The 26241-nt window shown below is 75.5% G+C and carries 21 protein-coding genes; 7 read left to right on the top strand and 14 right to left on the bottom strand.

Annotated elements, in window-relative coordinates; genetic code table 11:
• The 3 genes from galK to ACH9EU_RS07475 form a co-directional block, all read right to left on the bottom strand.
• A partial coding sequence (gene galK, locus ACH9EU_RS07485; protein ID WP_396412820.1) for a galactokinase occupies positions 1-1224 on the bottom strand: 1224 nt, incomplete at its 3' end.
• Positions 1221-2363 (bottom strand): galactose-1-phosphate uridylyltransferase, encoded by a 1143-nt coding sequence (gene galT / locus ACH9EU_RS07480; protein WP_396413312.1) that lies wholly within the window; start codon positions 2361-2363, stop codon positions 1221-1223. The genes galT and galK, both read right to left, overlap by 4 nt.
• 37 nt (positions 2364-2400) lie before the next feature.
• Positions 2401-3714: an ROK family transcriptional regulator gene (locus tag ACH9EU_RS07475; protein WP_396413311.1), complete on the bottom strand. Its 1314-nt coding sequence runs from the start codon at positions 3712-3714 to the stop codon at positions 2401-2403.
• A gap of 219 nt (positions 3715-3933) precedes the next feature.
• On the opposite strand from ACH9EU_RS07475, the gene ACH9EU_RS07470 reads away from it, so the two are divergent.
• The 3 genes from ACH9EU_RS07470 (at position 3934) to ACH9EU_RS07460 (ending at position 9058) form a co-directional block, all read left to right on the top strand.
• The gene (locus ACH9EU_RS07470) at positions 3934-5727 is read left to right on the top strand and encodes an alpha,alpha-phosphotrehalase (protein ID WP_396413310.1); all 1794 of its coding nucleotides are present in this window, start codon (positions 3934-3936) and stop codon (positions 5725-5727) included.
• A gap of 188 nt (positions 5728-5915) precedes the next feature.
• Positions 5916-6671 (top strand): polyphosphate--glucose phosphotransferase, encoded by a 756-nt coding sequence (gene ppgK, locus ACH9EU_RS07465; RefSeq protein WP_396413314.1) that lies wholly within the window; start codon positions 5916-5918, stop codon positions 6669-6671.
• A 50-nt stretch (positions 6672-6721) separates the two neighbouring features.
• Positions 6722-9058, top strand: coding sequence for a DEAD/DEAH box helicase (locus tag ACH9EU_RS07460; protein WP_396413309.1), 2337 nt, complete (start codon positions 6722-6724; stop codon positions 9056-9058).
• A gap of 4 nt (positions 9059-9062) precedes the next feature.
• Here ACH9EU_RS07460 and ACH9EU_RS07455 read toward each other — a convergent pair whose 3' ends face one another.
• The 7 genes from ACH9EU_RS07455 to ssd all read right to left on the bottom strand — a co-directional run bounded on the left by ACH9EU_RS07455 (position 9063) and on the right by ssd (position 14054).
• Positions 9063-9509: an Rv3654c family TadE-like protein gene (locus ACH9EU_RS07455; protein ID WP_396413308.1), complete on the bottom strand. Its 447-nt coding sequence runs from the start codon at positions 9507-9509 to the stop codon at positions 9063-9065.
• Complete coding sequence (locus ACH9EU_RS07450) at positions 9502-9921, bottom strand: TadE family type IV pilus minor pilin (protein WP_396413307.1); 420 nt, start codon at positions 9919-9921, stop codon at positions 9502-9504. Before ACH9EU_RS07450 ends, ACH9EU_RS07455 begins: the two co-directional genes overlap by 8 nt.
• 227 nt (positions 9922-10148) lie before the next feature.
• Entirely contained in the window at positions 10149-10409 is a 261-nt protein-coding gene (locus tag ACH9EU_RS07445; RefSeq protein WP_396413306.1) for a DUF4244 domain-containing protein, read from the bottom strand.
• A 90-nt stretch (positions 10410-10499) separates the two neighbouring features.
• Positions 10500-11063 (bottom strand): type II secretion system F family protein, encoded by a 564-nt coding sequence (locus ACH9EU_RS07440; protein WP_396413305.1) that lies wholly within the window; start codon positions 11061-11063, stop codon positions 10500-10502.
• A complete protein-coding gene (locus tag ACH9EU_RS07435) occupies positions 11060-11803 on the bottom strand; it encodes a type II secretion system F family protein (RefSeq protein ID WP_396413304.1) in 744 nt (247 codons plus the stop codon). Before ACH9EU_RS07435 ends, ACH9EU_RS07440 begins: the two co-directional genes overlap by 4 nt.
• Positions 11800-12984: a TadA family conjugal transfer-associated ATPase gene (locus ACH9EU_RS07430; RefSeq protein ID WP_396413303.1), complete on the bottom strand. Its 1185-nt coding sequence runs from the start codon at positions 12982-12984 to the stop codon at positions 11800-11802. Before ACH9EU_RS07430 ends, ACH9EU_RS07435 begins: the two co-directional genes overlap by 4 nt.
• A complete protein-coding gene (gene ssd / locus ACH9EU_RS07425) occupies positions 12981-14054 on the bottom strand; it encodes a septum site-determining protein Ssd (protein WP_396413302.1) in 1074 nt (357 codons plus the stop codon). The genes ACH9EU_RS07430 and ssd overlap by 4 nt, the downstream gene beginning before the upstream one ends.
• A gap of 156 nt (positions 14055-14210) precedes the next feature.
• Here ssd and ACH9EU_RS07420 point away from each other — a divergent pair, with 156 nt between their 5' ends.
• Complete coding sequence (locus ACH9EU_RS07420; protein WP_396413301.1) at positions 14211-15953, top strand: bifunctional 3'-5' exonuclease/DNA polymerase; 1743 nt, start codon at positions 14211-14213, stop codon at positions 15951-15953.
• 6 nt (positions 15954-15959) lie between these two features.
• Here ACH9EU_RS07420 and ACH9EU_RS07415 read toward each other — a convergent pair whose 3' ends face one another.
• The 3 genes from ACH9EU_RS07415 to nth all read right to left on the bottom strand — a co-directional run bounded on the left by ACH9EU_RS07415 (position 15960) and on the right by nth (position 21466).
• Positions 15960-19667 (bottom strand): nSTAND1 domain-containing NTPase, encoded by a 3708-nt coding sequence (locus ACH9EU_RS07415; protein ID WP_396413300.1) that lies wholly within the window; start codon positions 19665-19667, stop codon positions 15960-15962.
• Positions 19668-19821: 154 nt separating this feature from the next.
• Positions 19822-20511, bottom strand: a complete 690-nt coding sequence (locus tag ACH9EU_RS07410) for an NUDIX domain-containing protein (protein ID WP_396413313.1) — start codon at positions 20509-20511, stop codon at positions 19822-19824.
• 79 nt (positions 20512-20590) lie between these two features.
• Positions 20591-21466 (bottom strand): endonuclease III, encoded by an 876-nt coding sequence (nth, locus tag ACH9EU_RS07405; protein WP_396413299.1) that lies wholly within the window; start codon positions 21464-21466, stop codon positions 20591-20593.
• 166 nt (positions 21467-21632) lie between these two features.
• On the opposite strand from nth, the gene acs reads away from it, so the two are divergent.
• Together acs and aroQ are read left to right on the top strand one after the other, a co-directional pair.
• The gene (gene acs / locus ACH9EU_RS07400) at positions 21633-23585 is read left to right on the top strand and encodes an acetate--CoA ligase (protein ID WP_396413298.1); all 1953 of its coding nucleotides are present in this window, start codon (positions 21633-21635) and stop codon (positions 23583-23585) included.
• 81 nt (positions 23586-23666) lie between these two features.
• The gene (gene aroQ, locus ACH9EU_RS07395; protein WP_396413297.1) at positions 23667-24110 is read left to right on the top strand and encodes a type II 3-dehydroquinate dehydratase; all 444 of its coding nucleotides are present in this window, start codon (positions 23667-23669) and stop codon (positions 24108-24110) included.
• A 3-nt stretch (positions 24111-24113) separates the two neighbouring features.
• Here the strand turns inward: aroQ and ACH9EU_RS07390 are convergent, their stop codons facing one another.
• Positions 24114-25286, bottom strand: a complete 1173-nt coding sequence (locus ACH9EU_RS07390) for a MarP family serine protease (RefSeq protein WP_396413296.1) — start codon at positions 25284-25286, stop codon at positions 24114-24116.
• A gap of 248 nt (positions 25287-25534) precedes the next feature.
• Between ACH9EU_RS07390 and ACH9EU_RS07385 the strand changes: the two genes are divergently transcribed.
• Entirely contained in the window at positions 25535-26212 is a 678-nt protein-coding gene (locus tag ACH9EU_RS07385; RefSeq protein WP_396413295.1) for a cyclic nucleotide-binding domain-containing protein, read from the top strand.
• Positions 26213-26241 lie beyond the last annotated feature (29 nt).

Here is a 26241-nt window from a genome sequence, read left to right as displayed (position 1 = left end):
CGCCGGCCCGACGTCGGCGAACCCGCGCAGGACGGCGTCCCGGACCTGCTCCTCCCGGGCCGCGGGGACGAGGGCGATCGCGGAGCCGCCGAAGCCCCCGCCGGTCATCCGCGCGCCGAGCGCCCCGGCGGTCAGGGCGGTGTCCACGGCGAGGTCGAGTTCGGGGCAGGACACCTCGTAGTCGTCCCGCAGGGACGCGTGGGAGGCCGTGAGCAGGTCCCCGACGCCGGCCACGTCCCCTTTGCGCAGCAGCTGCACGCACTGCAGGACCCGGCGGTTCTCGGTGAGCACGTGCCGCACCCGGCGGGCCGACTCCTCGTCGAGGGCTCCCAGGTCGGTCTCGGCGGGGACGTCGCGCAGGGAGTCCACGCCCAGGGCCGCGGCCGCGCGCTCGCAGGTCGCACGGCGGGCGGCGTAGCCGCCGTCGGCGTGGGAGTGGGCGACCTTCGTGTCGATCACCAGCACCCGCAGCCCGTGCTCGGCCACCGGCAGGGGCACGAGCTCGGTGGCCAGGGAGCGGCAGTCCAGGAACAGGGCCGATCCGGTCCGGCCCATCAGCGAGGCGGACTGGTCCATGATCCCGGTGGGCGCGCCCACGAACTCGTTCTCCGCCCGCTGGGTCATCCGAGCCATGGCCGGGCGGTCCAGGCCCAGGCCCAGCAGGTCGTCCAGGGCCACCATGGTGGCGACCTCCACCGCGTGGGAGGAGGACAGGCCCGCCCCCACCGGCACGGTGGAGTCCAGCAGCAGCTCGAAGCCGGGCACGGTGACGTCGTCGAGACCGGTCAGCACCGAGACGACGCCGGCCGGGTAGGCCCCCCAGCCCGGCACGGAGCCCGGTGCCGGCCCGGCCACCGGGAATCCCGCCCGCGACAGCCCGGAGCCGTCCGGGGCGTAGGTGGAGGCCAGCTCGACGACGTCGCGCCCGCCCACCCCCGTCCCTGTGTCGCGGCGCAGCCGCACGGCGACCATGGCGGAGCGGTCGATGGCGAACGGGAGCACGAAGCCCTCGTTGTAGTCGGTGTGCTCGCCGATGAGGTTCACCCGTCCCGGCGCGCGCCACACCCCGTCGGGGACGTGCCCGTAGACCTCGGCGAAGCGTTCCGCCAGCCGAGCGGCCCGCGCCCGGTCCTGCGCACCCACCGGTTCCGGAGGACCGGTCCGCACGAGGTCCTGCCCTCCGGCCGGGGTCGCGGTGGGCTCGCGGCTGTGCCGGCTGGTCATCGCGCGGCCTCCCTCAGGCGTGCGGCGGTCTGCTCGGCGCTGACGTCGTTGACGAACGCCCCCATGGCGGCCTCGGAGCCGGCGAGGAACTTCAGCTTGTCCTCGGCCCGGCGCGGGCTGGTCAGCTGCAGGTGCAGCCAACCGGCCTCGCGGTCGGCGGCCGTGACCGGGGTCTGGTGCCAGGCGGCGATGTAGGGGGTGGGGGTCGCATAGAGCCGGTCCACCCGCTGCACCAGCTCCCGGTAGAGGACCGCGAGCTCCTCGCGCTCGGCCCCGTCCAGGGCGGCCAGGTCGGGGACCTGCCGGTGCGGGACCAGGTGGACCTCCAGCGGCCAGCGCGCGGCGTAGGGGACGAAGGCCGAGAAGTGCTCGCCCTCGACCACCATCCGGTCCCCGGCCGCGGCCTCGTCGGCCAGCAGCTCACCCATCAGGGCCCGGCCCGTGTCGGCCAGGTGGGCCCTCGAGCGTGCCGCCAGGCGGGCCGCGTGCGGGGCGGGGTAGGGATAGGCGTAGATCTGACCGTGCGGGTGGTGCAGGGTCACCCCGATCTGCTCACCCCGGTTCTCGAACGGGAACACGTGGCGGATCCCCTCCAGGGCCGAGAGCGCCTCGGTGCGCTGGGCCCAGGCCTCCACGACCGTGCGGGCCCTTTCGAAGGGCAGGGACGCGAAGGAGCCCTGGTGCTCGGGCGTGAACACCACCACCTCGCACCGCCCGTAGGCCGCCGAGGGGGACCCCCACAGCTCCCGCTCCCCCGCCCCGTCCGGGACCGGGAGCACGCCCAGCCCCGGGCCCAGGGAGGGGAAGCGGTTCTCGAAGACCACGACGTCGAAGTCCGCCGCGGGGATCTCGGACTCCCGCCCGCCCACGGACGGGCACAGCGGGCACCGGTCGGCCGGCGGCAGGTGGGTGCGGGCCTGACGGTGGGCGGCCACCGCCACCCACTCCCCGGTCAGCCGGTCGAAGCGCACCTCGCCGTGCCCGGAGCGGGCGTCCAGCGGCCGGCGGTCGACGAGCTGCTCGACGGGCGCGGTGCCGCGGTCGCCGAAGAACACGGCCTCCCGCCCGTCGGCCAGCCGGTGGGTCCGGTGCACGGCCAGGGGTGCAGTGCCGCGCTCGGCGGGGCCTGGGGAGGTCATCGGACGGGCTCCAGTCGCAGGTCGGGGACGGATGGGCTCAGGGACTCGCGGGCCACGCCGTCGAGTCTGCTCCATCAGCCCGCCGGCTGACCACGTCGCCGGCCACCGGTGACGCAGGACCCTGGTCCGTGGCGGCGGAAGGTGTCGTTCGCGAGGATCGGGCGGTGTCGCCGAGCTCGAGGTCGAGCGCATGGCGCTCCACGTGATCCAGCGCCAGCCGCACCGCCCCCACGGAGACGACTCCCTCTCCGAGGGTCGAGACAGCCACCCGGGGAGGCGTGACCGTGTACCGGGGCAGCAGCCCGGCGATGCGGTCCAGCAGCACGGCGGCCGGCTCGGCGACGGCGCCGGCGATCACCACGAGCTCGGGGTCGAACATCGTGCCCACGAGCCCCGTGATACGGGCCAGGCGGTCGGCGAGCCGGTCGAGGATGCGCCGGGCGACGTCGTCGCCGGCCGCGGCGGCACGGAACACGGACTCGGACGCCACGACCCCGGAGGGATCCGCCAGGTCCCGGAGCATCGTGGCCGGCGCCCCGGGGCGCACGGCGTCGGCCGCCCAGCTCCGGCACAGCGCGGCGACGCCGTCCTGGGTGCCCACGCCCTCCACGAGGGCCATGCTCCCGAGCTCGCCGGCACCGCCCGACCGCCCGTGCAGCAGGCGGCCGGACTCGATCACCCCCGCCCCGATCCGCTCCCCGGCGAGCATCACGACGAGGTCGTCGACGCCGGTGGCGGCGCCGCACCAGCGCTCGGCCATCGCGGCGAGGTTGGCGTCGTTGGCCAGCGCCACCGGCCAGCCGTGGCGCTCCCCGATCCGGGAGCCGAGCCCGATGTCGAGGGCCTCCCAGCTCGGCCGGCCGCGGCGGACCCTGCCGCGCCGGTCCACGGGGGCGGCGACCCCCACCGCCGCGGCCAGCACGGCGGACGGGGCGACGCGGGCGTGCGCGAGCACCTGGTCGACGACGTCGTCGACGGTTGTCAGGCGCGGCGCCGGAGAGGGGTCGGCGAACTCCCGCGTGACCTGCCCGAGCACGCGCCCGCGCAGATCGGCCACGACCGCGGTGGTCTTGGCCTCGCCGACGTCGACGCCGACCACGCATCCCGCCCGGTCGTCGAACCGGAAGCGCCGCGCAGGCCGGCCCGCGTGCGCCCCGGAGACGGCCTCCACCTCCTGGATCCAGCCCGCCCGCACGAGGTCGTCGCACACCGCGATGACCGTGGTGCGGACGAGTCCCGTCGCCTCGATGAGGTCCGAGACGGTGACCACGCCTGCCGAGCGCATCACCTCGAGGACGACCGTCATGTTCGTGCGGCGCAACAGCTGCGGTGATGTCCTCGTGCGTCCCACGCGTTCCCCTTGACCGTCCCGGTTGGTGATCCACATAATAGTCCAGGCCATAAATCTAAGGCATAGATATATGGTGGCCGACCGCCGCCGCGTCCTGTGCCGCACCTACCGCCCAGCCCGACTCCACCGCATCCTGTGCCGGGGCGACGCCACCCCTGCCCGTGGGCCACGACGCCGCCCGGCGTGAAGCGTCTGCGGCACCAACCGAGGAGCACCCGCGTGAGCACCCACGCCCAGCACCGCGACACCACCGCCCGGCGACCCGCCAGCGGCACGGGGGACGCCCCGGCGTGGTGGACCGACGCCGTGGTCTACCAGATCTACCCCCGGTCCTTCGCCGACTCCGACGGCGACGGGGTCGGGGACCTCGGGGGCATCCTGGCCCGCCTGGACCACCTGCAGGCCCTGGGCACGGACGTCATCTGGCTGTCCCCGATCTACGCGTCCCCGCAGGACGACAACGGCTACGACATCAGCGACTACCAGGACATCGACCCGACCTTCGGGACCCTGGAGCAGTTCGACGAGCTGCTCGCGGCGGTCCACGCCCGGGGCATGAAGCTCGTCATGGACCTCGTGGTCAACCACACCTCGGACGAGCACCCGTGGTTCGTCGAGTCCCGCTCCTCCCCGGACTCCCCCAAGCGGGACTGGTACTGGTGGCGGGCACCCCGCAAGGGCATGGAGGCCGGGGCCCCGGGTGCGGAGCCGACGAACTGGCAGAGCATCTTCTCCGGGTCCGCCTGGGAGCTCGACCCCGCCGGCGGCGAGTACTACCTGCACCTCTTCTCCCGCAAGCAGCCGGACCTCAACTGGGAGAACCCCGAGGTCCGCCAGGCGGTGTACGCCATGATGCGCTGGTGGCTGGACCGCGGCGTGGACGGCTTCCGCATGGACGTCGTCAACATGATCAGCAAGGACGTCGCCGAGGACGGCCACCGTCACGACGGGCCGCCCGTGGAAGGGACCCCTTACGGGGACGGGTCGGCGTCCTATATCTGCGGTCCGCGGATCCACGAGTTCCTCCAGGAGATGCACCGGGAGGTCTTCGCCGGCCGGGACGCAGACCTCATCACGGTGGGCGAGATGCCCGGAGCCACCGTGGAGGAGGCCCGGCTGTTCACCGACCCGGCCCGGGCCGAGGTGGACATGGTCTTCCAGTTCGAGCACGTGAATCTGGACCACGGCCCCGGAGGGAAGTTCGACCCCCGGCCGCTGCGGCTGACCGACCTCAAGGCCTCGCTGGGCCGCTGGCAGGAGGGCCTGGAGGAGGTGGGCTGGAACAGCCTCTACTGGAACAACCACGACCAGCCCCGGGTCGTCTCCCGCTTCGGGGACGACAGCCCCGAGCACCGGGTGACCTCGGCGACCTGTCTGGCCACCCTGCTGCACCTGCACCGGGGCACGCCCTACGTCTACCAGGGCGAGGAGCTGGGCATGACCAACGCCCCCTTCGCCACGATCGAGGACTTCCGCGACATCGAGTCGGTCAACCACTACCGTCATGCCGTTGCCGGCGGCGCCGACCCGGGGACCGTGCTGACGGGGCTGCGCTGGTCCGGCCGCGACAACGCCCGCACCCCTGTGCAGTGGGGCCCCGGGGAGCACGCCGGGTTCACCAGCGGCACCCCCTGGATCGCGGTGAACCCCAACCACGACGTGGTCAACGCCGAGGCCGCCCGGGCGGACCCGCACTCGGTGTTCCACCACTACCGGCGCCTCATCGACCTGCGGCACACGGAGCCCGTCGTCGCGCTGGGCGACTTCACGATGCTGCTGCCCCACCACGAGCAGCTCTACGCGTTCACCCGCCGGCTCGACGACGTCGAGCTACTGGTGCTGGCCAACGTCTCGGGTGAGGAGGTCCGCGCCGACCTCCCCGGCGGCTGGGCCGGGACGGAGGTGCTGATCGGCAACCGGGACGGCGCCGTCGTCCCGGGGGACGAGGGCCGGCTGCGCCCCTGGGAGGCCCGCGTGCACCGCCGGCGCCTCGCGGGCTCCGTGTGGAGCTGACCCCGCCCCGCCGTCTCCTCGCCCCGCGCCCGGTGGCGCGAGGAGACGGCGCCCACCCCACCACCCACTGTCCGAGACGACCCAGGATCCGGAGGCCCATGCGCTCCCCCGACACCGACGACACCACCGCGACCGGCGGCTGGTCGACCCTGCACCGCCACCACATCGGCATCGACATCGGCGGCACGATGATCAAGTACGCCGTCGTGGACGCCGTCGAGGGCACCCCGACGACCCCGGTGCTCCAGCTGCCGACGCCCCGCCCCGCCACCCCGGACGCCGTGGCCGAGGCCATCGCGGCCCTCGTCGACCAGCTGTCGACCCGCCCCCAGGCCCCGGACCCGAAGGCCAGCATCGGCGTGGCCCTGCCGGCCGTGGTCCGCCACGGGGTGGCCCGCACGGCAGCCAACATCGACCCCTCGTGGATCGGCACCGACGCCAACCGGCTGCTGAGCGAGCGCACCGGACGCCCCGTCCACGTGCTCAACGACGCCGACGCCGCCGGGCTCGCGGAGGTGCGTCACGGGGCCGGCCGCGGCGAGCTCGGAAGGCCGGCCGCCGGCACGGTGCTGGTGATCACCCTGGGCACCGGCATCGGGTCGGCGCTGTTCGTGGACGGCCGGCTCGTGCCGAACCTGGAGCTGGGCCACGTCGAGCTCGACGGCGCCCGTGCCGAGACCCGCGCCTCCGCGGTGGCCCGGGAGCGGGACGGCATCGACTGGCCGGCCTACGCCGAGCGCCTGCAGCGCTACCTGTCCCACCTGGAGTTCCTCCTGTCGCCGGACCTCATCGTCGTGGGCGGGGGCATCTCGGCCCGGCACGAGGACTTCCTGCCGCTGCTGCACCTGGAGGCACCCGTGGTGCCCGCCGAGCTGCGCAACGCGGCCGGCATCATCGGCGCCGCCCGCCACGCCTACCAGGCGATGCCGACCGCCGTGCAGTGACCGGGCCGTGACGCCACCGCCGGCGGGAGCGGCGGTGGCAGAATGAACCGGTGCCGTCCTCCGACTCCCTGATCCCGCTGCTCGGCCGCGGGATCGCGCCCGACCAGGTCCGTCACGTGCGGGAGCTTCCCGCGCGGGACGCGGTGACGGCCCCGTGGCCCGACCACCTCCACCCGGACGTGGTCTCGGCCTACGAACGGCTGGGCGTGCACCGGCCGTACCTGCACCAGGTGCAGGCGCTGCTGGCGCCGCGGCACGTGGTGGTCGCGACCGGCACGGCGTCGGGGAAGTCCCTGGCCTACCAGGCGGCCGTGGCCGACGCCGTGCACCGGGGCCGTCTCGCGGCGCTCGCGAACCCGGGCGTGGTGCACCACCCGGACGAGGCGACGGCACTCTACCTGTCCCCGACGAAGGCGCTCGCGGCGGATCAGCTCAAGGCCCTCCAGGCCCTGGGCCTGCCGACCCTGCGGGCGGCCACCTACGACGGCGACACGGACCCGGCCGAGCGCCGCTGGGTCCGTGACCACGCCGACGTGGTGCTCTGCAACCCCGACATGCTGCACTACGGCGTACTGCCCCACCACGCGCGCTGGTCCCGGTTCTTCCGGCGCCTCCGGTACGTGGTGGTCGACGAGGCGCACTCCTACCGCGGGGTCTTCGGGTCCCACGTGGCCAACCTGATGCGCCGCCTGCGCCGGATCTGCCGCCTCTACGGCGCGGACCCGGTGTTCGTGGGGGCCTCCGCCACGTCCTTCGCCCCGCACGCCTCCTTCGCGCGGCTCGTCGGCGTCCCGGAGGCCGAGGTGAGCCCGGTGACCACGGACTTCTCCCCGCACGGTCCGGTGACCGTGGTGCTGTGGGAGCCCGAGCAGACGGCGGGCGGCGGTGAGAACGACGCCCCGGTGCGCCGCACCCCCGTGGCGGAGTCCGCGGACATGCTCACCGACCTCGTGCTGCACCGGGTCCGGACGATCGTGTTCATCACATCCCGCCGCGGCGCCGAGACGATCGCCCAGATCGCCCACCGCCAGCTCGAGGAGGTGGAGCCCTCCCTCGCGCACCGGGTGGCCGCCTACCGGTCGGGGTTCCTCCCGGAGGAGCGCAGAGCGCTCGAGGAGGCGCTGCGCGACGGGCGGCTGCTCGGGGTCGCGAGCACCTCCGCGCTCGAGCTCGGCATCGACGTGGCCGGGCTCGACGCCGTGGTCGTGGCCGGCTGGCCGGGCACGCGGGCCTCCTTCTTCCAGCAGATCGGACGCGCGGGCCGGGCCGGGCAGGAGGCGCTGGCGACGTTCGTGGCCGGCGACGACCCGCTGGACACCTATCTCGTGAACCACCCCGAGGCGGTCTTCGACGTCGGTGTGGAGGCCACGGTCTTCGACCCCTCGAACCCGTACGTGCTCGCCCCGCACCTGTGCGCCGCGGCGGCCGAGCAGCCGTTGCGGACGGAGGAGGTCGGCGCCTTCGGCCCGACGGCGGCGGAGGTCCTGGGCTCCCTCGTGGCCAGCGGGCACCTGCGCCGCCGGCCGGCCGGCTGGTACTGGACGCACCCCCAGTCGGCGGCCGGGATGGTGTCCCTGCGCTCCGACGGGGGCGGACCGGTCCGGATCGTCGACACGGACACGGGTGCGGTGCTGGGCACGATGGACGCGGCGCAGTCCCACTACCAGGCCCACCCCGGAGCGGTGTACGTGCACCAGGGCCGGACATACGTCGTGGACGCCCTCGACGAGGCGGAGTCCGTCGCCGCCGTCACGCGGGCGCACCCGGACTTCTACACGACCGCCCGGGACCTCACGCAGGTGTCCGTGGTCGCCGAGGAGCGCTCCGAGCGGTGGGGGCCGGTCACGGTGCACTTCGGCCGGGTGCAGGTGACGACGCAGGTCGTCTCCTTCCAGCGCAAGGCGGTGGTCTCCAACGAGGTGCTGGGCGAGGAGCCCCTCGACCTCCCGGCGCGGGACCTGTTCACGACGTCGGTGTGGTTCACGGTGCCCGGCTCCGTCCTGGCGGGGGCGGGGATCGAGGAGCCGGACGTCCCCGGCTCCCTGCACGCTGCCGAGCACGCCGCGATCGGCCTGCTGCCGCTGGTGGCCTCCTGCGACCGCTGGGACGTGGGCGGGCTCTCGACCGCCCTGCACGCGGACACGGGCCTGCCCACGATCTTCGTCTACGACGGCCACCCGGGCGGAGCGGGCTTCGCCGAGCGCGGCCACGACGCCGCGGTCTCCTGGCTGCGGGCCACGCGGGAGGCCATCGCCTCGTGCGAGTGCGAGCACGGCTGCCCCTCCTGCGTGCAGTCCCCGAAGTGCGGCAACCGCAACAACCCCCTGGACAAGCAGGGCGCCGTGCGGCTGATCGACGCGCTGCTGGCCGGGGCCCCGGCCGCCTGAGCGGTCACCCGACCGGTGGTGGCCCCGCCCGCGACACCCCGAGCGCGGGCCCGAACGGGGCGAGCGGCCCGCCGAGGGCCACGCTCGTGCGGACGTCCACGACGACGAGCTCCGGCGGCACGAGCCGGCACAGCTCCAGCTGCGCACCGTTGTCCGACGCCGCGCGCCGGGCCGCCGCGCAGGGCTCCCCGGCCACGAGCCCGCGGGCGGTGTCGGCGGCGGCGAGCGCCGCGAGATCGGCGGCCCGGCCCGCCCGGGAGGCGGCGATGCCGGCCTGTGCGAGCAGCAGAACGGCCAGCAGCAGCACGCCCAGGACCATGGCGAGCGTCAGGGCGTGCACGCTGCCGCTGCCGCGGTCGTCCGCGCGGGCCCGTCCCGCCGCATCCCGGGGCACGGGCTCCCGCTCCCGACGGGTGCGGTTCCGCCACGTCCCGGGAACCGTCTCAGTCACCGGGGTCACCGGGGTCCCCGATGCCCTCGGTCGACGCGGAGGCGGTCACGCTCAGCTCCCATCCTCCCCATGAGCCGAGGACCCCGGGGGCCGGGCCGCTCACGGTGACCGTGGTCTCTCCGGCCGTCTCCGCCAGGCCCACCGCGGCGTCCTCCCCCGCGACGCGCAGGGCCGTGGAGCGCACCACGGCGGAGCTCTCGCCGCGGGCGGCCGCCCGGGCAGAGGCCCGGGCCGCCTCCTCGTAGCGGATCAGGGTCATCCCGGCCGCCGCGGACGCGAGGAGAACCGCCAGCAGCAGCACCAGGGCCGGCAGGAGCACGGCCGTCTCGGCGGTGACGGCGCCGTGCTCGGCAGCGGACCGTGGCACGGACGGCTCGGGGCCCGGGGGCGGGACGGCGAGGTCGGTGGTCATGGTGGTCTCCTCGGAAGCTGGTGCGCACGGAACGGATCGGAGGGCGGGCAGACGGTGCCGGCCGGCGGACCGCCCCGGCGTCCCGGCGGGCGGGCGGGCGGTTCCACCGTCCCTGCGGGCGGGCGGATCCGGCGTCCCGGCCGGGGCACGGACCGCCGGATCCGCGGTGGCACCACCCGCGCGGGATCCGCGGCGCACGCCTTCCGGATCCCGCGGGGGTGGTGGGCTCAGACGGAGAGCGCCTTCGTGACGATCGCCGCCAGGAGCTCGCGGACCTGGCCGGAGGCGAGGACGGCGGCCATGACGCCGCCGAAGGCTGCCGCCGCGAGGACGACCATGGCGTACTCCACCGTGGTCGCGCCGAGGTCGGGCTCCGCCGCCCGCAGCCGGGCGCGGACGGCGGACCCCCGGGTCTGCCTGCTCACCGCCGGGGACGGGGAGCCGGGACGCGGTGCGGAGCGCTGACGGGTGATCTGGGTCGGGGACATGTCGGAACCTCTCGGTGGTGGATGGGTACGGGCGGATGCGGGTGGACAGGACGCGCCGACGGGGCGGACCACGGCTCCGCGCGGGACCGGTCATCCGAGGACCTCCGGCACGAGGGCCATGACGACGGGGAGCACACCCCAGCAGACGAAGGCCGGCAGGGCGCACAGGCCGAGCGGCAGGACGAGCTGGACGGACAGCGTCTCGGCGGCGCGCTCGGCCCGCCGGTAGGCGGCCCGGCGCACCTGGACGGCCTGCGCGCGCAGGCTCGCCGCCGACGGGGCGCCGGAGGTCGCGGTGAACGTCAGCGCTGCCCGGTAGTCCTCGAGGTGCGCGGGCAGGGTCCCGGCCGGGGCCCAGGCGGCGTGCCACGGCAGCCCGAGTCGCAGCCCGGCGCCGACCCGCCCCAGCACGGACCCTGCGTCGCCGCCGCGGTCGCCGCCCAGCACCGACACGGCCTCGGCGAGCGGCAGCCCGGCCTCCAGCACCGCGGCGGTCAGTTCCACGAGGACCCCCGCCGACACCGGGGGCTCCGGGGCGCCCCGGACCACGTCCGGGGCGCCCCGGCCGGGCAGCCGGGCACGGGACGGGAGCAGCACGACGACCACCGCGGCGAGCACGAGCAGCGCGGGAGCCGCCGCGTCCAGGGCGCTCACGGCTCCCCCACCGCCTCGGCACGCACGATCAGTGTCCTGGTCCACGCCCGCCCGGCCAGGGTGAGGACGGCCCCGGCCACGAGGGCGCCCCGTCCCCACGGCGTGGTGAGGAGGACGCCCAGGGGATCGACGCCCATGAGCATCCCGAGCCCGATGCCCAGCACGGGCAGCCAGGTGAGGATCCGGACCGTGGAGCGGGGGCCGGCCAGTGCCGTGCTGCGGGCCGCCTCGGCGTCGAGCTCCGCCTCGAGGGCGTCGGCGAGCCCGTTCAGCAGCCCGGTGAGAGGTGCGCCGGTGCGCGCGGAGACGGCCCAGCACAGCACCAGCTCGGCCGTGGTCGAGGCGGCCCGCCGGTCCAGGGCCCGGTGGCCGAGCCGGGCGGGCGGCGCGGCCTCGAGCGCGGCCGCCGCGCCCAGCCCCAGCCGGGCGGCGGCAGCCACGGACTCGCACAGCCGGTCGATGTGCCGGCCGGTGCCCGTGCCCGTGCCGGCGCACGCGGCTCCCTCGAAGGCCGCCGCCGGGGAACGGCCCGCCTGCAGCAGGGCGGCCAGCCGGCGCAGCAGCGCGACCCACTCGGCGGCCTCCCCCGCCGTGTCCCGGAAGAGCCGGGTGCGCAGCCTCCCCGGGCGCCCCGCCCCGACGGCGGGCGGCCGGATGCGGTGCACGCGGTGCGCCGGTCCGGCCGGGAGAAGAGCGGCGCATCCGGCCACGCACAGCGCGAGGACGACGGCCGCGCTCACGGCAGGGCCCCGCGGCCGGATCCGGGCGACCGGCCCACCAGGGCGCACAACCGGTCCCAGCCCGGTCCGCGGCGCAGCCCGCCGTCCTCCTGCGCGGCCGCCGGCACGGTGGACAGCGTCCCGTCCCGCTCCTCGAGGAGGTCCACGGCGCGCACCCGCCGTCGCCCACCGGTCCGTGCCACGTGCACCACCAGATCCAGGGCGCTCGCGGCCTGGAGCACGACGGCCTCCCGGCTCATGCCGGCGAGCGCTCCGAGCGCCGCCAGCCGGGCGGGCACGGCGTGGGCGGAGTTGGCGTGCACGGTGCCGGCCCCGGCGTGGCCGGTGTTGAGGGCGGTGAACATCTCCCGCACCTCGGCGCCACGGCACTCCCCCACCACGATCCGGTCCGGTCGCATCCGCAGGGCCTGCCGGACGAGTTCCGCGAGGTCGAGGACCCCCGCCCCCTCCGTGTTGGCGTGCCGGGCCTGCAGGCCCACGACGTGCGGGTGCTCGGGGCGCAGCTCGGCGGCGTCCTCGATGAGCACGATCCGTTCGTGGACGGGGGCAAGGGAGAGCAGGGCGTTGAGCAGCGTGGTCTTGCCCGCGCCGGTGGCGCCGCTGACGAGGAAGTTCGCCCCGGACCGCACGGCGGCCCCGAGGAGGTCCGCGGTGTCGGGGTGGACCGTTCCGGCGGCCACGAGGTCCGGCAGGGACAGGGACCTGGGGCTGCGGAACCGCACGGAGAGCAGGGTCCCGCCCGTGGAGACCGGTGGGAGCACCGCGTGCACGCGGTAGCCGGCCGACGTCTGGACGTCCGCGCACGGGTGGGCGTCGTCGAGCCGCCGTCCCGCGGCCGCGACGAGCCGCACCGCCAGGGCACGGACCTCGGCGTCCGAGCCGAACGGGGAGGCCACCCGGAACACGCCGGTGCCGGTCTCGAGCCACACCTGGCCGGCACCGTTGACGAAGACGTCCGTGAGGCCCCGGTGGGCGAGGAGCGGCTCGAGCGGGCCGAGCCCGGTGAGCTCGGCCCGGACGGCCTGGAGCGCGCGCAGCGTCCCGGCGGGACCGAGCACCGTCCCGTTCGCGCGCACGGCCTCGGCGATGTCGGCGTCCGTGACGGGCCCGGGCGTCGACAGCAACCGGTCCCGGACGTCGTCCAGCAGCGCTGCGGGGATCCCCGGCGGTGCGGTGCTCACGGGCCTACCCCCACCGCCGCGAGCAGGCGGGCGACGTCGCGGGCGGTCCGCCGGGCGCGCCCGGCCTCGAGCAGCCTCCCGGTCTCGGCGGCCTCCGGCACGCGGCCCCGGAACCGCACGGAACCGGCGACGGGCAGCCCGGTCGTCGCCGCGGCGAGAGCGTCGTCCACGTCGGCCACGTTCAGCCCGGCGAGCACCAGGCGGGCGGGCACCCCCTCCAGGACACCCGCCGCCCACCGTGCGGCCAGGACGCCCCGCACGGTTCTGGGGCTCACCACGATGACCTCGTCGCACAGGGCGGCGGCCTCCGCGCACTCCGGGCCGGCGCGCCCGAGGTCCACCACGACGAGCTGCGCGGCACCGCGCAGCGCCTCGAGCACGGGCGGGTACGGCACCTCGAGGGGGGCCGGCAGGGAGCGGTCCCACGACAGCCAGCGCAGCCGCCCGGTCCGCGCCATGGCCGGCCACAGCTGCTCCGCGTGCACCGCGCCGGCGATCCGCAGCAGGTCCGGCCAGCGCAGCCCGTCCCGGTCCTCGAGCCCCAGCAGCACGTCCAGGCCGCAGCCGGCGCGGTCGGCGTCGACGAGGGCGACGGCCCGGCCGGAGCGGGCGGCGAGGTCCGCCGTCCAGCACGCGAGGGTGGACGTGCCGGCCCCGCCGACGGCGCCCAGCAGGCCCAGCACCCGTCCCCGGCCCTCGCTCCTGGCGGTACCGCCCCGGTCCGCCCCGAGCAGGTCGGCGAGCCATCCCGCGGCCTCCGGGAGCACGGCCACGGGGCACCCGCCGAGGGCGGCCGCACGGTCCCAGAGCTGCGTGTCCTCGGGCCGGCCCAGCAGCACCGTGCCCGGCCGGAGGCGGCCGCGCACCGCGTGGCGCACGTCCACGAGGTCGGTGTCCGCGGCGGGCCGGGGTCCGGGCCCCTCCAGCAGCCTCACCCCCGCCGACACGCAGATCCGCTCGACCGTGCGGCGCAGCTCGGGGTCGTCGCCGACGAGGCGCACCGTGCGCGCAGGGGGCGGGGACGTGCGGGACCGGCGTGGTGGTGCGGGGACGGGGGCTGCGGCGCTCATGGCCCCACTCTCGGACCGGGGTCCCGGCGGCCGCGGTGGTGGCGGCACCGATGTGGACGCCCCGCCGCGACCGTCCACGAGGAAGCGGCTGTGCAGTCCGGGCGCCGGGACCGGGGCGCGGCTTACGGTGACGGACCCGTGCAGGACAATGGCCGGATGCACATCGTGGTGGGAGCAGTGGGCGAGGGCGGCCACCGGGTCCGGCTCCTGTCCGGCTCGGGCGAGCCGGCGGGCGCCGAGATCGCGGTGCCCGCCGGGGACCTGCCGGCGTTCGTGGCCGGGCGGGAGGAGGCGGCACGCCGCGCGGCCACCACCCCGCCGCGCTGGACGTGGGAGCGCACGGGCGCGGTGTACCCGCAGATGCTGGCGGCCGGGGTCCGGGTCGAGCGCTGCCACGACCTGCGTCTGTGCCAGGCCGTCCTGGCGACCGCGGCGACCGCCCGCGGCTCCGGCGCCTCGGGCCCCCTGCCCTACGCACCGGTCCTGCCTCCCCTGCCCGACGACGAGGCGCCGGGTCTGCTCCCGCCGCCGGTCCCCGACCGGGACCAGTCGAGCCTCTTCGACCTGCCCCCGCCCGAGGGGCCGGCGCTGCCGCTGCTCGTGGACGAGCTGCGGACCCAGCTCGCCGCGGTGGCCGGGGCCGCCGACCCCCGGCGCCTCACGCTCCTGCTCGCCGCGGAGTCCCAGGGCGCGCTGATCGCCGCGGAGATGCAGCGGGCCGGGGTGCCCTGGCGGGAGGACGTCCACCGGGCGCTGCTCGAGGAGACGCTGGGGCCGGAGCCCGCCCCCGGGGAGCGCCCGGCGCGGATGGCCGCCACCGTCCGGCGGCTGCAGGAGGTGCTGCACGCGCCCGGACTGAACCCGGACTCCCCGCAGGAGCTGCTCAGGGCCATGCGGGCGGCCGGGATCGACGTCACGACCACCAGGCAGTGGGAACTGGTGGAGTGGGCCCGGGCCGTGCCCTCCCTGGCCGCGCAGCGCCGGGCCCTGATCGAGCCGGTCCTCGAGCACAAGAAGCAGGCGCGGCTGCTGAGCGCCAACGGCTGGCACTGGCTGGACACCTGGGTGCGGGAGGGCCGTTTCCGCCCCGAGTACGTGGTGGGCGGCGTCGTCACGGGCCGGTGGTCCGCGCGCGGCGGGGGCGCGCTGCAGATCCCGCACGTCGTGCGCGACGCCGTGCGCGCGGACCCGGGGCGCGTGCTCGTCGTCGCGGACGCCGCCCAGCTGGAGCCGCGCGTGCTCGCGGCGCTGGCCCACGACGACGCCCTCGCCGCCGCCTCGCACGGCCAGGACCTCTACCAGGCCGTCGCGGACCTCGGCGAGGAGCGGGGCTCCGAGCTCACGGAGCGCCCCCAGGCCAAGGTCGCCATGCTGGGCGCCATGTACGGGGCGACCACGGGCCAGTCCGGGCGGCTCCTGCCGCACCTCGCCCGGATGTTCCCGCGGGCCGTGGACTACGTGGAGCGCGCGGCCCGGGTCGGCGAGACCGGCGGGCAGGTGCGCACCCACCTCGGCCGGTGGTCGCCGCCGCCCGACGCGGCGTGGCGCGCGGCGCAGCAGGACACCGCCACGGCCGAGGCGGAGCGGCGCGCCGGCACCCTGGCCCGGGCCCAGGGCCGCTTCACGCGCAACTTCGTGGTGCAGGGCACCGCGGCCGAGTGGGCCATGTGCTGGATGGGCGCCGTCCGCTCGGCCCTGGCCCGGGAGGACGTGGACGCGCAGCTCGTCTTCTTCCTGCACGACGAGATCGTGCTCCACTGCGCGCGCGAGGACGCGCAGCGGGCCTCCGACCTCGTCCGGGCCTGCGCCGAGCGCGCGGGCCGGCTGGTCTTCGGCCGGATCCCGGTGGAGTTCCCGGTCAGCGTGGCGGTGGTGGAGTCCTACGCGGACGCCAAGTGAGCCCGCTCAGCACAGCTCCCGGTACGGCGCACCGGTCACGTGCCGGAGCCACTCGTCCTCCGTGACCGGCTCCCCGCGGTGCGCGCACACGGCCTGGACCGCGTCCTCGACGTCGACCAGCCAGCTGCGCACCACGCCGTCGTCGCCCGTGGCGACCAGCCGGTCCCCGGCGAAGCGGACGTCGTTCATCCGGTCCCCGGAGGCGGAGAGCGCGGCGTAGACCTCCAGGTCGGCGGCGCCCACGCGCCACATCCAGACGAACTTGTCCCCGGAGGCTCCCGCGAGGAGGGTCCCGTCCGGCGAGAACTGCAGCCCCTTCACGGCGGCCAGGGCGTCCGAGGTCTCGGCCACGGGCCGGGGTGCCGACGGGTCGGAGACGTCCCACAGGCGCACGCGCCCCGCCTCGGTGCCCACGGCCATGAGGTCCCCGGCCGGGGAGAACACGAGCGACGTGGCCACGGCGTCGAGGTCGAGCTCCGCCGCGCGCCGCGGCCGCGCCGGGTCGGAGACGTCCCACAGCTGCACGTGGGTCGCGTCGTCCGCCGCCGCGAACACCGTTCCGGAGGCGTCGAACCGTGCGGCCTCCGTGCCGCGGACCGGGATCGTGGAGACCCGCCGCAGGCCGTCCTCGTCCGTGCGGCGCAGGACGGCGATCTCCGTGCCGACCTCCGACCACGCCGCGAGCGTCGTCGCGTCCCGCGTGACGTCGGCACCCGTGATGCCGGCCTCGATCCCGGGCGCCCGGTCCGGCTCCTGGGGCCGGCCGTCGTCGAGGGGCCACACGAGGACCTCCCCGTCCTCCGTCCCGCCGGCCACGAACGAGGCGTCGGGGGCGACGGCGCCCGCGAACCAGAGGCTCTCCCCGGGCGGGGCCTGCGGGGACGGCAGGGACCGGGGGTCCTCCCCTGTGAGGTCGAAGAGGGAGATGACGTCCGCGCCGATGCCCACGGTGCTCAGCACGTCGTGCTCCCGGTCCGCCGAGAGCTGGTACACCGGCTCGCCCCGCCGTTCGAGCACCGGCCCGTGCAGGTCCCACGCGCCGGTCGTGCCGTCCTGGGACGTGGTGAGCACGCGCTCGCCCACGACCAGCGCGCTCGTGACCCGCGCCGCCGTGGGCATGACGTTGACGCGGGAGAGGTCGGAGAGCCGGTGCACGTACGCGTTCTGGTCGAAGCTCGCGGCCACGACGTGCTCCCCGTCGGGGGAGAACCGCACGTCGTTGACCCAGCTGCCGAAGTCCGTGACCGTCCCGGCCGGGGACACCCGGTCCCCCTCGACGTCGTACAGGCGCAGCTCCCGCGCGTTGAGCCCCGCCGCCAGCCGTGCCCCGTCCGCGGAGAGGTCCAGGGCGCGGACCAGCCGCTCCGTGGGCACGGGCTCGAGCCGTTCGGCGTCCCGGCCGCCGGCCGACCACCGGGTGATCCCCGTCCCGGTCCCGCCGGCGTAGACCGTCCCGTCCGGGGCCGCGGCGAGGGCCATGACGTCGGCGTCCTCCCCGAGCTCGAGCGCCGGCAGCGGCTCGGGGTCCCCCGGGTCCGCGAGGGACCAGCGGAGCACCTCGCCCCGCCCCCCGGCCAGCAGCCGCCGGCCGTCGGGGGAGAGCACGACGGTGTTGACCGGGGTCTGCGGGTCCACCCGGGGCGTGGCGAGCCGGCGGGCCGGGCGCTCCGTGACGTCCCACAGGCCGACGTGCCCGAGCCCGCCCGTGGCCGCGAGCACCCGCCCGTCGACGGCCAGCAGGTCGACCGCGGCGAGGCCGGGCTCGCCGTCGACGACGTCGAGGTCCTCGCGGTTCTCCAGCAGGCTCCCGCTGTCCCGCCACACGGACAGCAGCCCGTCCCCGGCCGCGCGGGCGATCACCGACCCGTCCTCGAGGGCCGCGAGCCGGGACGCGACGTCGGGGCCGAGCCACCGCTCGGGGATGTTCACAGCCGTGGCGTCGATCAGGGCGGAGGTGCCCTCCCGGGTCGGGGCCATCCGGTGGGCCGCGAGGCTGAGCTGCGCGGCGAGGTTGGGCGACTCGCCGCGGATCCGGGACGCCTCGAGGGCCGTCTGACGGGAGAGCGCCTCGTCGCGGGCGGTCTCGGCCACGGTCTGGAAGCGCTCCGCCCGCAGGCCGAGCGCACCGGCGACGACGGCCGCGCAGACCGCCAGGGCCAGCAGCACGAGCGCGACCCTGCCGCGCCGCTCGATCTCGCGGGCGCTGCGCTTCTGCCGCTCCAGGGCGTCGTCGTAGTGGCGCTCGCTCTCCTCGAGGTACTCGCGCTCCGCCGGGCTGAGCAGGGCCTGCTGGCGCGGGTCGCCGGTCCAGTCGCGGAAGGACGCGAGCTGGCCCAGCGGGATCAGCGCCAGCGGGTCGCGGTCGTTGGCCAGCCACATCTGCGTCGCGCGCTGCAGCTGCTGGCGCACGTAGAGGTCGCGCCGGCTGTCCTCGATCCAGCGGCTGAGCCGGGACCAGTGGTCCAGCAGGGACTCGTGGCTCAGCTGGATCTCGTCCCGGTCGATGGTCAGCAGCCGGGCGCGGGCGAAGTGCTCGACGACGGCCGCGCCGCCCTCCGGCAGCTCCTCCCGGAGCACCGGCGCGCGCACCGCCGTGGCCGCCGTCCCCGTGCCGACGACGCGCACCAGGCGCAGGAAGATCGCCCGGGCCACGTCCTGCTCGTGCGGGCCGAGCTCGCCGAGGACCTCCTCGGCGCGGCGGTCGACGGCCTCGGTGATGCCACCGGCGGCGTGGTAGTCGGCGACGGTCAGCTCCCGGCTGCGGGCGTGCTCCCACGTGCCCAGCAGGGCCTGGGAGAGCAGCGGCAGCAGCCCCGCGCCCACCTCGGTGCCGCGCGGGGCCACGTCCCGCAGGACGACCTCGACGAGGTCCGGGGAGACCCGGGCACCGACCGCCTCGGCGGGGCCCACGACGATCTCCTGCAGCTGCTCACGGCTGAGCGCTCCGAGCAGCACGGGCCGTTCCAGCGCGGCGCGCAGCTCGCCGTGGCGGCTCGCCGTCCCGAAGAAGTCCGCGCGCAGGCCGACGACGACCACCCGGTCCCGGCTCACCCCGGCGAGCCGGTCCAGGAAGCGTCCGGGCTCCTCGTCGTCCCGGGACCCCGTCCAGAGCTCCTCCAGCTGGTCGACGACGAGCAGGTCCGGGTCCTCCGCCACGGCCCGCTCGAGGCGTTCCCGGGGCTCGAGCCCCGGGGTCGTGGCACGGGCCGTCCACCCGTGCAGCACCTGGCCCTCGGCCCGCAGCCGTCCGAGCAGCCCGGCGCCGAGCAGCGAGGACTTCCCCGCGCCGGAGGCCCCCACCACGGCGAGGATGCGAGGCCCCTCGGCCCCGGCCAGCCCGGCGACCCGCTCCCCGAGCTCGGTGACCTCGGCGGTGCGGCCGAAGAAGTGGGCCTCGTCCTCGGGCCGGTAGGAGCGCAGCCCCACATAGGGAGTGGTGGCCGGCAGGGCGCTGGTGCGGGAGCGCACGACGTCCTGCCACCACTGCTCGGCGGGGCGCTCGTCGGTCAGCCCGAGGGCGTCCAGCAGGGCCGTGAACTCGGTGCGCAGGGCGGGTCCGGGCAGGTGGGCCCCGCTGAGCCACCCCTGGATCGTGCTGGCGGGCAGGCGGCAGGAGGCCGCGAGCGCGCGCACGGACAGGCCCCGGCGGCGGCGCGCCGCGCTGAGCTGCTCGGCGAGCCGTGGCCGGTCGGTGCCGGGTCGGGACGAGGCCACCGGGAGCCTCCTCGGGGTTCGGGGACACGGGTGTCGGGGACACGGGGGACGCTCGCATCGTAGCCGTGGCCGCCCCGCGCTCCCGCAATGTTGCGCAGCGGGGCACACGTGGACCCCGCGGGACTCCGTCCCGGGCGCCGCGCGGGCCGGCGTGCTACAGCGGCGCGGGCCGCTCCCGCCGCGTGTCCCACGGCTCGGCCCAGCCGAGCGCCGTGAGCACCCGGTCGAGGAGGACCCCCGTGAAGCCCCATACCGTGACCGTGGACGAGGTCCCGGCCACGGGAACGGTGAACGCGGGCGAGCGGTAGGTCTGCGGGCCGCGGGTGACGCTCGCCAGGTGCCGGTTGGCCGGGTCGATGAGGTCCAGCACCGGAACCCGGAACACGAGGGAGGACTCGGCGTGGTCCACGACGTCCACGGGCGAGACGTCGTGCCACCAGCCCAGGACGGGGGTGACGAGGTGGTTAGAGACGGGCAGCGGCACCGGTGCGAGGGCGCCGAGGACCTCGACGCCGCGCGGGTCCAGCCCCGTCTCCTCCTCGGCCTCGCGCACGGCGGCGCGCACGTGGGCGCCGCTGACCCGGCCCCCGGGCACGGTCATCAGCTCGTGCGGATCCCCGTCCCCGGGGTCCAGGCGGCCGCCGGGGAACGCGACCTGGCCGGGGTGCGAGCGCAGGGTCGCGGCGCGCTGGACCAGCAGGACGTCGAGGTCCCGGCCGATGCCGGCCTCGTGCTCGGCGTGGCGGGACGGGACGTCGTCGAGCGCGCCGAAGAGGATCAGCACCGCGGAGCGCCGGAAGTTCTCGTCGATCCGCCCGATCCGCCACGGCTCGCGGTCCTCCATCCGCAGCCGGTGGCCCTCCCGGGCCACCCGCAGCACGTCCTGGTACGCGTCGTTCACGAGCCCTCGCCCCCGTCCCGGTTCACGAGCTCAGCGCCCAGCCGTCGGCCTGCAGCTGCGCCCTGGTGCGGCCGGCCAGGAGCTGCCCCAGCAGCTCCTCCCGTCCCGGGGCGAACTCGTACCTCAGCAGCGACGCCGCCTCGGCGGCACCCGTGGGGCCCTCGCCGTAGGACGGGCACAGGTCCGCGACGGGGCACACCCCGCACGCCGGGCGCCGCGAGTGGCAGATCCGGCGCCCGTGGTAGACGAGCCGATGGGACAGGTCCGTCCAGTCGCGAGGCTCGAACAGCTCGGCGACGTCCCGCTCGACCTTGACGGGGTCCTGCTCCTCCGTCCAGCCGAAGCGCCGGGCCAGCCGGCCGAAGTGGGTGTCCACGGTGATCCCCGGGACCCCGAACGCGTTGCCCAGCACGACGTTCGCGGTCTTCCGCCCCACCCCCGGCAGCGTCACGAGGTCCTCGAGCCGCCCGGGGACCTCGCCGTCGAAGTCGTCCACGATCCTGCGCGCCAGGGTCTGGATGGCGCGGGTCTTGGCGCGGTAGAAGCCCAGGGGCCGGACGATCTCCTGGATCTGGGCCTCGTCCGCCTCCGCGAGCGCCCGGGGTGTGGGGCACGCGGCGAACAGCCGCGGCGTCGTGGCGTTGACCCGCACGTCGGTGGTCTGCGCCGACAGGACGGTGGCCACGAGCAGCTCGTAGGGCGAGCGGAAGTCCAGCTCGGCCACGGCGTAGGGGTAGGTCTGCGCCAGGACCGCGTTGATCCGGCGCGCCCGCCGCTTCCGGGCGAGCACCGACTCCGCGGCCCCGGTCCGGCGGCGTCTCGCGGCCCCGGCCCGGGCCTTGGCCGGGTCCACGAGGCGCAGGTGGGCCGGGGGGCGGGCAACGGCGGAGGACGGCATGTCCACGATTCTAGGCGGCGTGCGCAGCGGGCCCGCGACGTCGCTCGCTCTGTGGCATGACCACGGCCCGATCGTCTAGGGTGGGACCGACACTATGTGAGCTGCGACACGGACGTCCGGTGGCTCGGGCGCCCGCGTGCAGCGTGCCACGAGAAGGGAAGACCACATGGCTTCGGAGTCCGCTCCCGTCGAGACCACGACCTTTGCCCCCGCCCCCGAGTTCACCGCCCAGGCCAACGCCGGGGCCGAGCTCTACGAGCAGGCCGAGCAGGAGGGCACCGACTTCTGGGCCCGCCAGGCCCGTGAGCTGCTGACCTGGAACAAGGAGTTCACGGAGGTCCTCGACTGGTCGAACCCTCCGTTCGCGAAGTGGTTCCAGGACGGCACCCTCAACGCCTGCTACAACGCCGTGGACCGGCACGTCGAGGCCGGCAACGGGGACCGGGTGGCGATCCACTTCGAGGGCGAGCCCGGTGACAGCCGCAGCTACACCTACGCGCAGCTCAAGGACGAGGTCTCCCGGGCCGCCAACGCCATGGAGGGCCTGGGCGTGACCAAGGGCGACCGTGTGGCGCTCTACCTGCCGATGATCGCCGAGGCGGTCATCGCGATGCTGGCCTGCGCCCGCATCGGCGCGATCCACTCCGTGGTGTTCGGCGGCTTCTCCGCGGACGCCCTCCGCTCCCGCGTGGAGGACGGACAGGCGAAGCTCGTGATCACCGCCGACGGGACCTTCCGCCGCGGCAAGCCCTCGACGCTCAAGCCGGCGGTCGACGACGCCCTCTCCCGCGGCGGCGCCTCGGTCGAGCACGTGCTCGTGGTCCGGCGCAACGAGGCCGACGTCCCGATGACCGAGGGCCGGGACGTGTGGTGGCACGACGTCGTGGACGGCGCCTCCCCCGAGCACACCCCGTCCGAGCAGGGCGCGGAGGACCCTCTCTTCGTGCTCTACACCTCGGGGACCACCGGCAAGCCCAAGGGCATCATGCACACCACGGGCGGCTACCTCACCCAGGGCGCCTTCACCCACAAGTACGTCTTCGACCTCAAGCCCGAGACGGACGTCTACTGGTGCACCGCCGACGTCGGCTGGGTCACCGGCCACTCCTACGTCGCCTACGCCCCGCTGGTCAACGGCGCCACGCAGGTGATCTACGAGGGCACCCCGGACTCCCCCCACCGCGGCCGGTTCTGGGAGATCGTCCAGAAGTACGGCGTGACGATCATGTACACCTCCCCCACCGCGATCCGCACGATGATGAAGTGGGGCGAGGAGATCCCCGCCGAGTACGACCTCTCGTCCCTGCGCGTGCTGGGCACCGTGGGCGAGGCCATCAACCCCGAGGCCTGGACCTGGTTCCACCGTGTCATCGGCGGCGGGCGCTGCCCGATCGTCGACACCTGGTGGCAGACCGAGACCGGCGCGATCATGATCTCCCAGCTGCCCGGCGTGACCGTCGCCAAGCCCGGCTCGGCGCAGGTCCCGATGCCCGGCATCAAGGTGGACGTCGTGGACGACAACGGCCGGTCCGTCCCCGACGGGACCTCCGGGTTCCTCGTGCTCCGCGAGCCGTGGCCGTCGATGCTGCGCACCATCTGGGGCGACGACGACCGCTACGTGGACACCTACTGGTCGAAGTTCGGCAACATGTACTTCGCGGGCGACGGCGCCAAGCGCGACGCCGACGGCGACGTCTGGATCCTGGGCCGCGTGGACGACGTCATGAACGTCTCCGGGCACCGTCTGTCCACCCCGGAGATCGAGTCCGCCCTCGTGTCCCACCCGTCGGTCGCGGAGGCCGCCGTCGTGGGCGCCACGGACGAGACGACCGGACAGGCCGTCATCGCCTTCGTCATCCTCTCCGACCACGCCACCGCCGAGGACCGCGACAAAGCCGAGCTCGCGGAGGAGATGCGTGCCCACGTGGGCAAGGAGATCTCCCCGATCGCCAAGCCCAAGAAGGTCCTGATCGTGCCCGAGCTGCCCAAGACGCGCTCCGGGAAGATCATGCGCCGTCTGCTCAAGGACGTTGCGGAGAACCGTGAGGTCGGCGACGTCTCGACCCTGGCGGACCAGACCGTGATGCAGCAGATCGTGGACTCGCTCGGCAGCAAGTAGTCCGCCGTCCCGTTCCGCGGCGCCCCTGGCACGTGCCGTGCGAGGGGCGCTGCGGCGTCCCGGGAGTGAGAGGATGCCGTCATGAGCTCTTCGCGCAAGCCGATCTACGTCCTCAACGGCCCCAACCTCAACCTGCTGGGCACCCGGCGTCCCGAGGTGTACGGCACCACGACCCTCGGCGACATCGAGGCTGCCGTCCGGGCCCGCGCCGCCGGGTGGGACGTCGAGTTCCACCAGTCCAACCACGAGGGGGACGTGGTCGACCGGATCCAGGAGGCCCGGACCGAGGGCGCGGCGATCATCATCAACCCGGCGGCGTTCACCCACTACTCGATCGCCATTCACGACGCCCTCGAGGCGGCGGAGCTGCCGGTGGTGGAGGTGCACATCTCCAACGTGCACCGGCGCGAGCCGTTCCGGCACACCTCCTACGTGTCCCTGCAGGCCGACGCCGTCATCGCGGGCGCGGGCGCCTTCGGCTACGAGATGGCGGTCGACTGGCTGCTGCGCACGCTGGAGGGCTGAGCCTCAGGCCGCGCAGGTGCCCGGCACGATCGGCTGGGTCCGGCCCGCCGCGGCGTCCAGCGCCGTGCGCAGCCGCTCGAGGGTCAGGGCGTAGCCGACCTGCCCCTCCTGGGCCTTGGCGAAGACGACCCCCGCGACCGTCCCGTCGGGGGCCACGAGGGGACCGCCCGAGTTGCCCTGCTGGACCCTGCCCGCCAGCTGGATGATCTCCATGGTGGCCGGCCGGGCACCGACGCCCTGCACCGGGGCGAGGGCCGTGCCCTGCACGGTGGCCGGCTCCGCGGTGAACGGCCCGCCCAGGGGATAGCCCATGAAGCTGACGAGGTCCCCCGGGGCGGGGTCCTCGCCCAGCGCCAGCCCGGGCAGTTCGAGGCTCGGCACCGAGAGGACGGCGAGGTCCGCGGCGGGGTCGTAGTGGACCACGCCGGCGGTGTGCACCCGGCCGTCCCTGGTCTGCACCACCGGCTCCGGCACCCCCGCGACCACGTGGGCATTGGTGACCACCTGGCCCGCCGCGGTCGCGAAGCCCGAGCCCGTCTGGTTCTGCCGGCACGCCGCGGCGGTCCCGTACACCTGCACCACGGACTGCCCGGCCCGTTGCAGCGCGGGCGTGTCCACGGTCTCGGAGGGCGCCTCCTCGGGCGGGAACAGCAGGGCGTCCAGCTGGCGGATCCCCGCGGCACCACCCACGGCGTCCCGGGCGTCGGTGAGGGCCTCGCGGACGGGTTCGGGCGTGCGCTGGTCGATGGTGCGCAGCACGGCCGAGCCCGCCACCTGCTGGGAGACGGCCGGGATGCCGAGCTGGCCGACGACGGAGGCCAGCACCGAGATCACGACCGCCGCGACGGCGACGTCGAGGGCCGCCCCCGCGATCCGGTTCGGCAGCCCCAGGCGCATGCGCTCGGTCACGGCCGAGAGGGCGCGTCCGAGCGCGGCGCCCAGCATCTGCCCGGCGACGAGCAGCACGAGCACCGTGGCGACCACGGCGCCCACCCGGTACTGGGGGTCCACCTGGCCGCTGACCCACGGCGCCGCACCGAACGCCGCCACGCCGCCGAGCACGAGCCCGCCCAGGGAGAACAGGGAGTTGAAGAACCCGCGGCTGTACCCGTAGAAGAGGTAGCCCAGCAGCACCACGACGAGCACGACGTCGAGCAGGTTGAAGGACGGGGTCATCGGGTTCCTCTGGCTGATCGTGGGGGTCGGGGCGCCGGCGCGAGCCACCAGCATAGGGAGCCCGCCTGGGAGATCCGTGGAGTCGGGTCCCCCGGCGGCCCGGCGCGGCGCGCCCGTCCTTGGGATTCGCCGGTGGGAGACACTACAGTGAACGTCAGGTACGTTGGGTCGCTCACAGCTGAGCGGCACCCGCTCACATCGGCCGCCGCGGGCCACGGTCCGACGGCGGCGAAACTCTGAGGAGAACCATGGATATCGACGTCCTCCGCCGCGCCCCGCTGTTCGCGTCCCTGGACGACCAGGCCTTCGCCGCCCTCACCGAGGAGCTCACGGAGGTCGACCTGTCCCGCGGCTCCACCCTCTTCCACGAGGGCGACCCGGGCGACCAGCTCTACTTCATCGTCTCGGGCAAGATCAAGCTCGGCCGCACCGCGTCGGACGGGCGCGAGAGCCTCGTGGCGATCATGGGCCCCGGCGAGCTGTTCGGCGAGATGGCCCTGTTCGACCCGAGTCCCCGCTCGACCTCCGCCACCGCCGTCTCGGAGACCCGCCTGGCCGGGCTCAAGCACGAGAACCTCAAGAAGGTCATCGAGCGCTCCCCGGACGTCTCCGCGCAGCTGCTGCAGGCTCTCGCCCGGCGGCTGCGGCGCACCAACGAGAACCTCGCCGACCTCGTCTTCTCGGACGTGCCCGGCCGCGTGGCCAAGGCCCTCCTGGACCTGGCCGACCGGTTCGGCCGGCCGGCCACGGACGGCATCCTCGTGGCCCACGAGCTGACCCAGGAGGAGCTGGCGCAGCTCGTCGGCGCGTCCCGGGAGACCGTCAACAAGGCCCTGGCCGAATTCGTCCAGCGCGGCTGGATCCGGCTCGAGGCCCGCGCCGTCGTGATCCTCGACCTGCAGCGCCTCAAGCAGCGCAGCCGCTGACCGCACGGCGACGGCCCGGTTCCCCCGAG

Origin of the sequence: Kocuria rhizosphaerae (genome assembly GCF_044462265.1) — a bacterium.
GTDB lineage: Bacteria > Actinomycetota > Actinomycetes > Actinomycetales > Micrococcaceae > Kocuria > Kocuria rhizosphaerae.
Note: the sequence above shows the minus strand (reverse complement) of the source record. Positions and strands in the feature narration are given on the sequence as shown.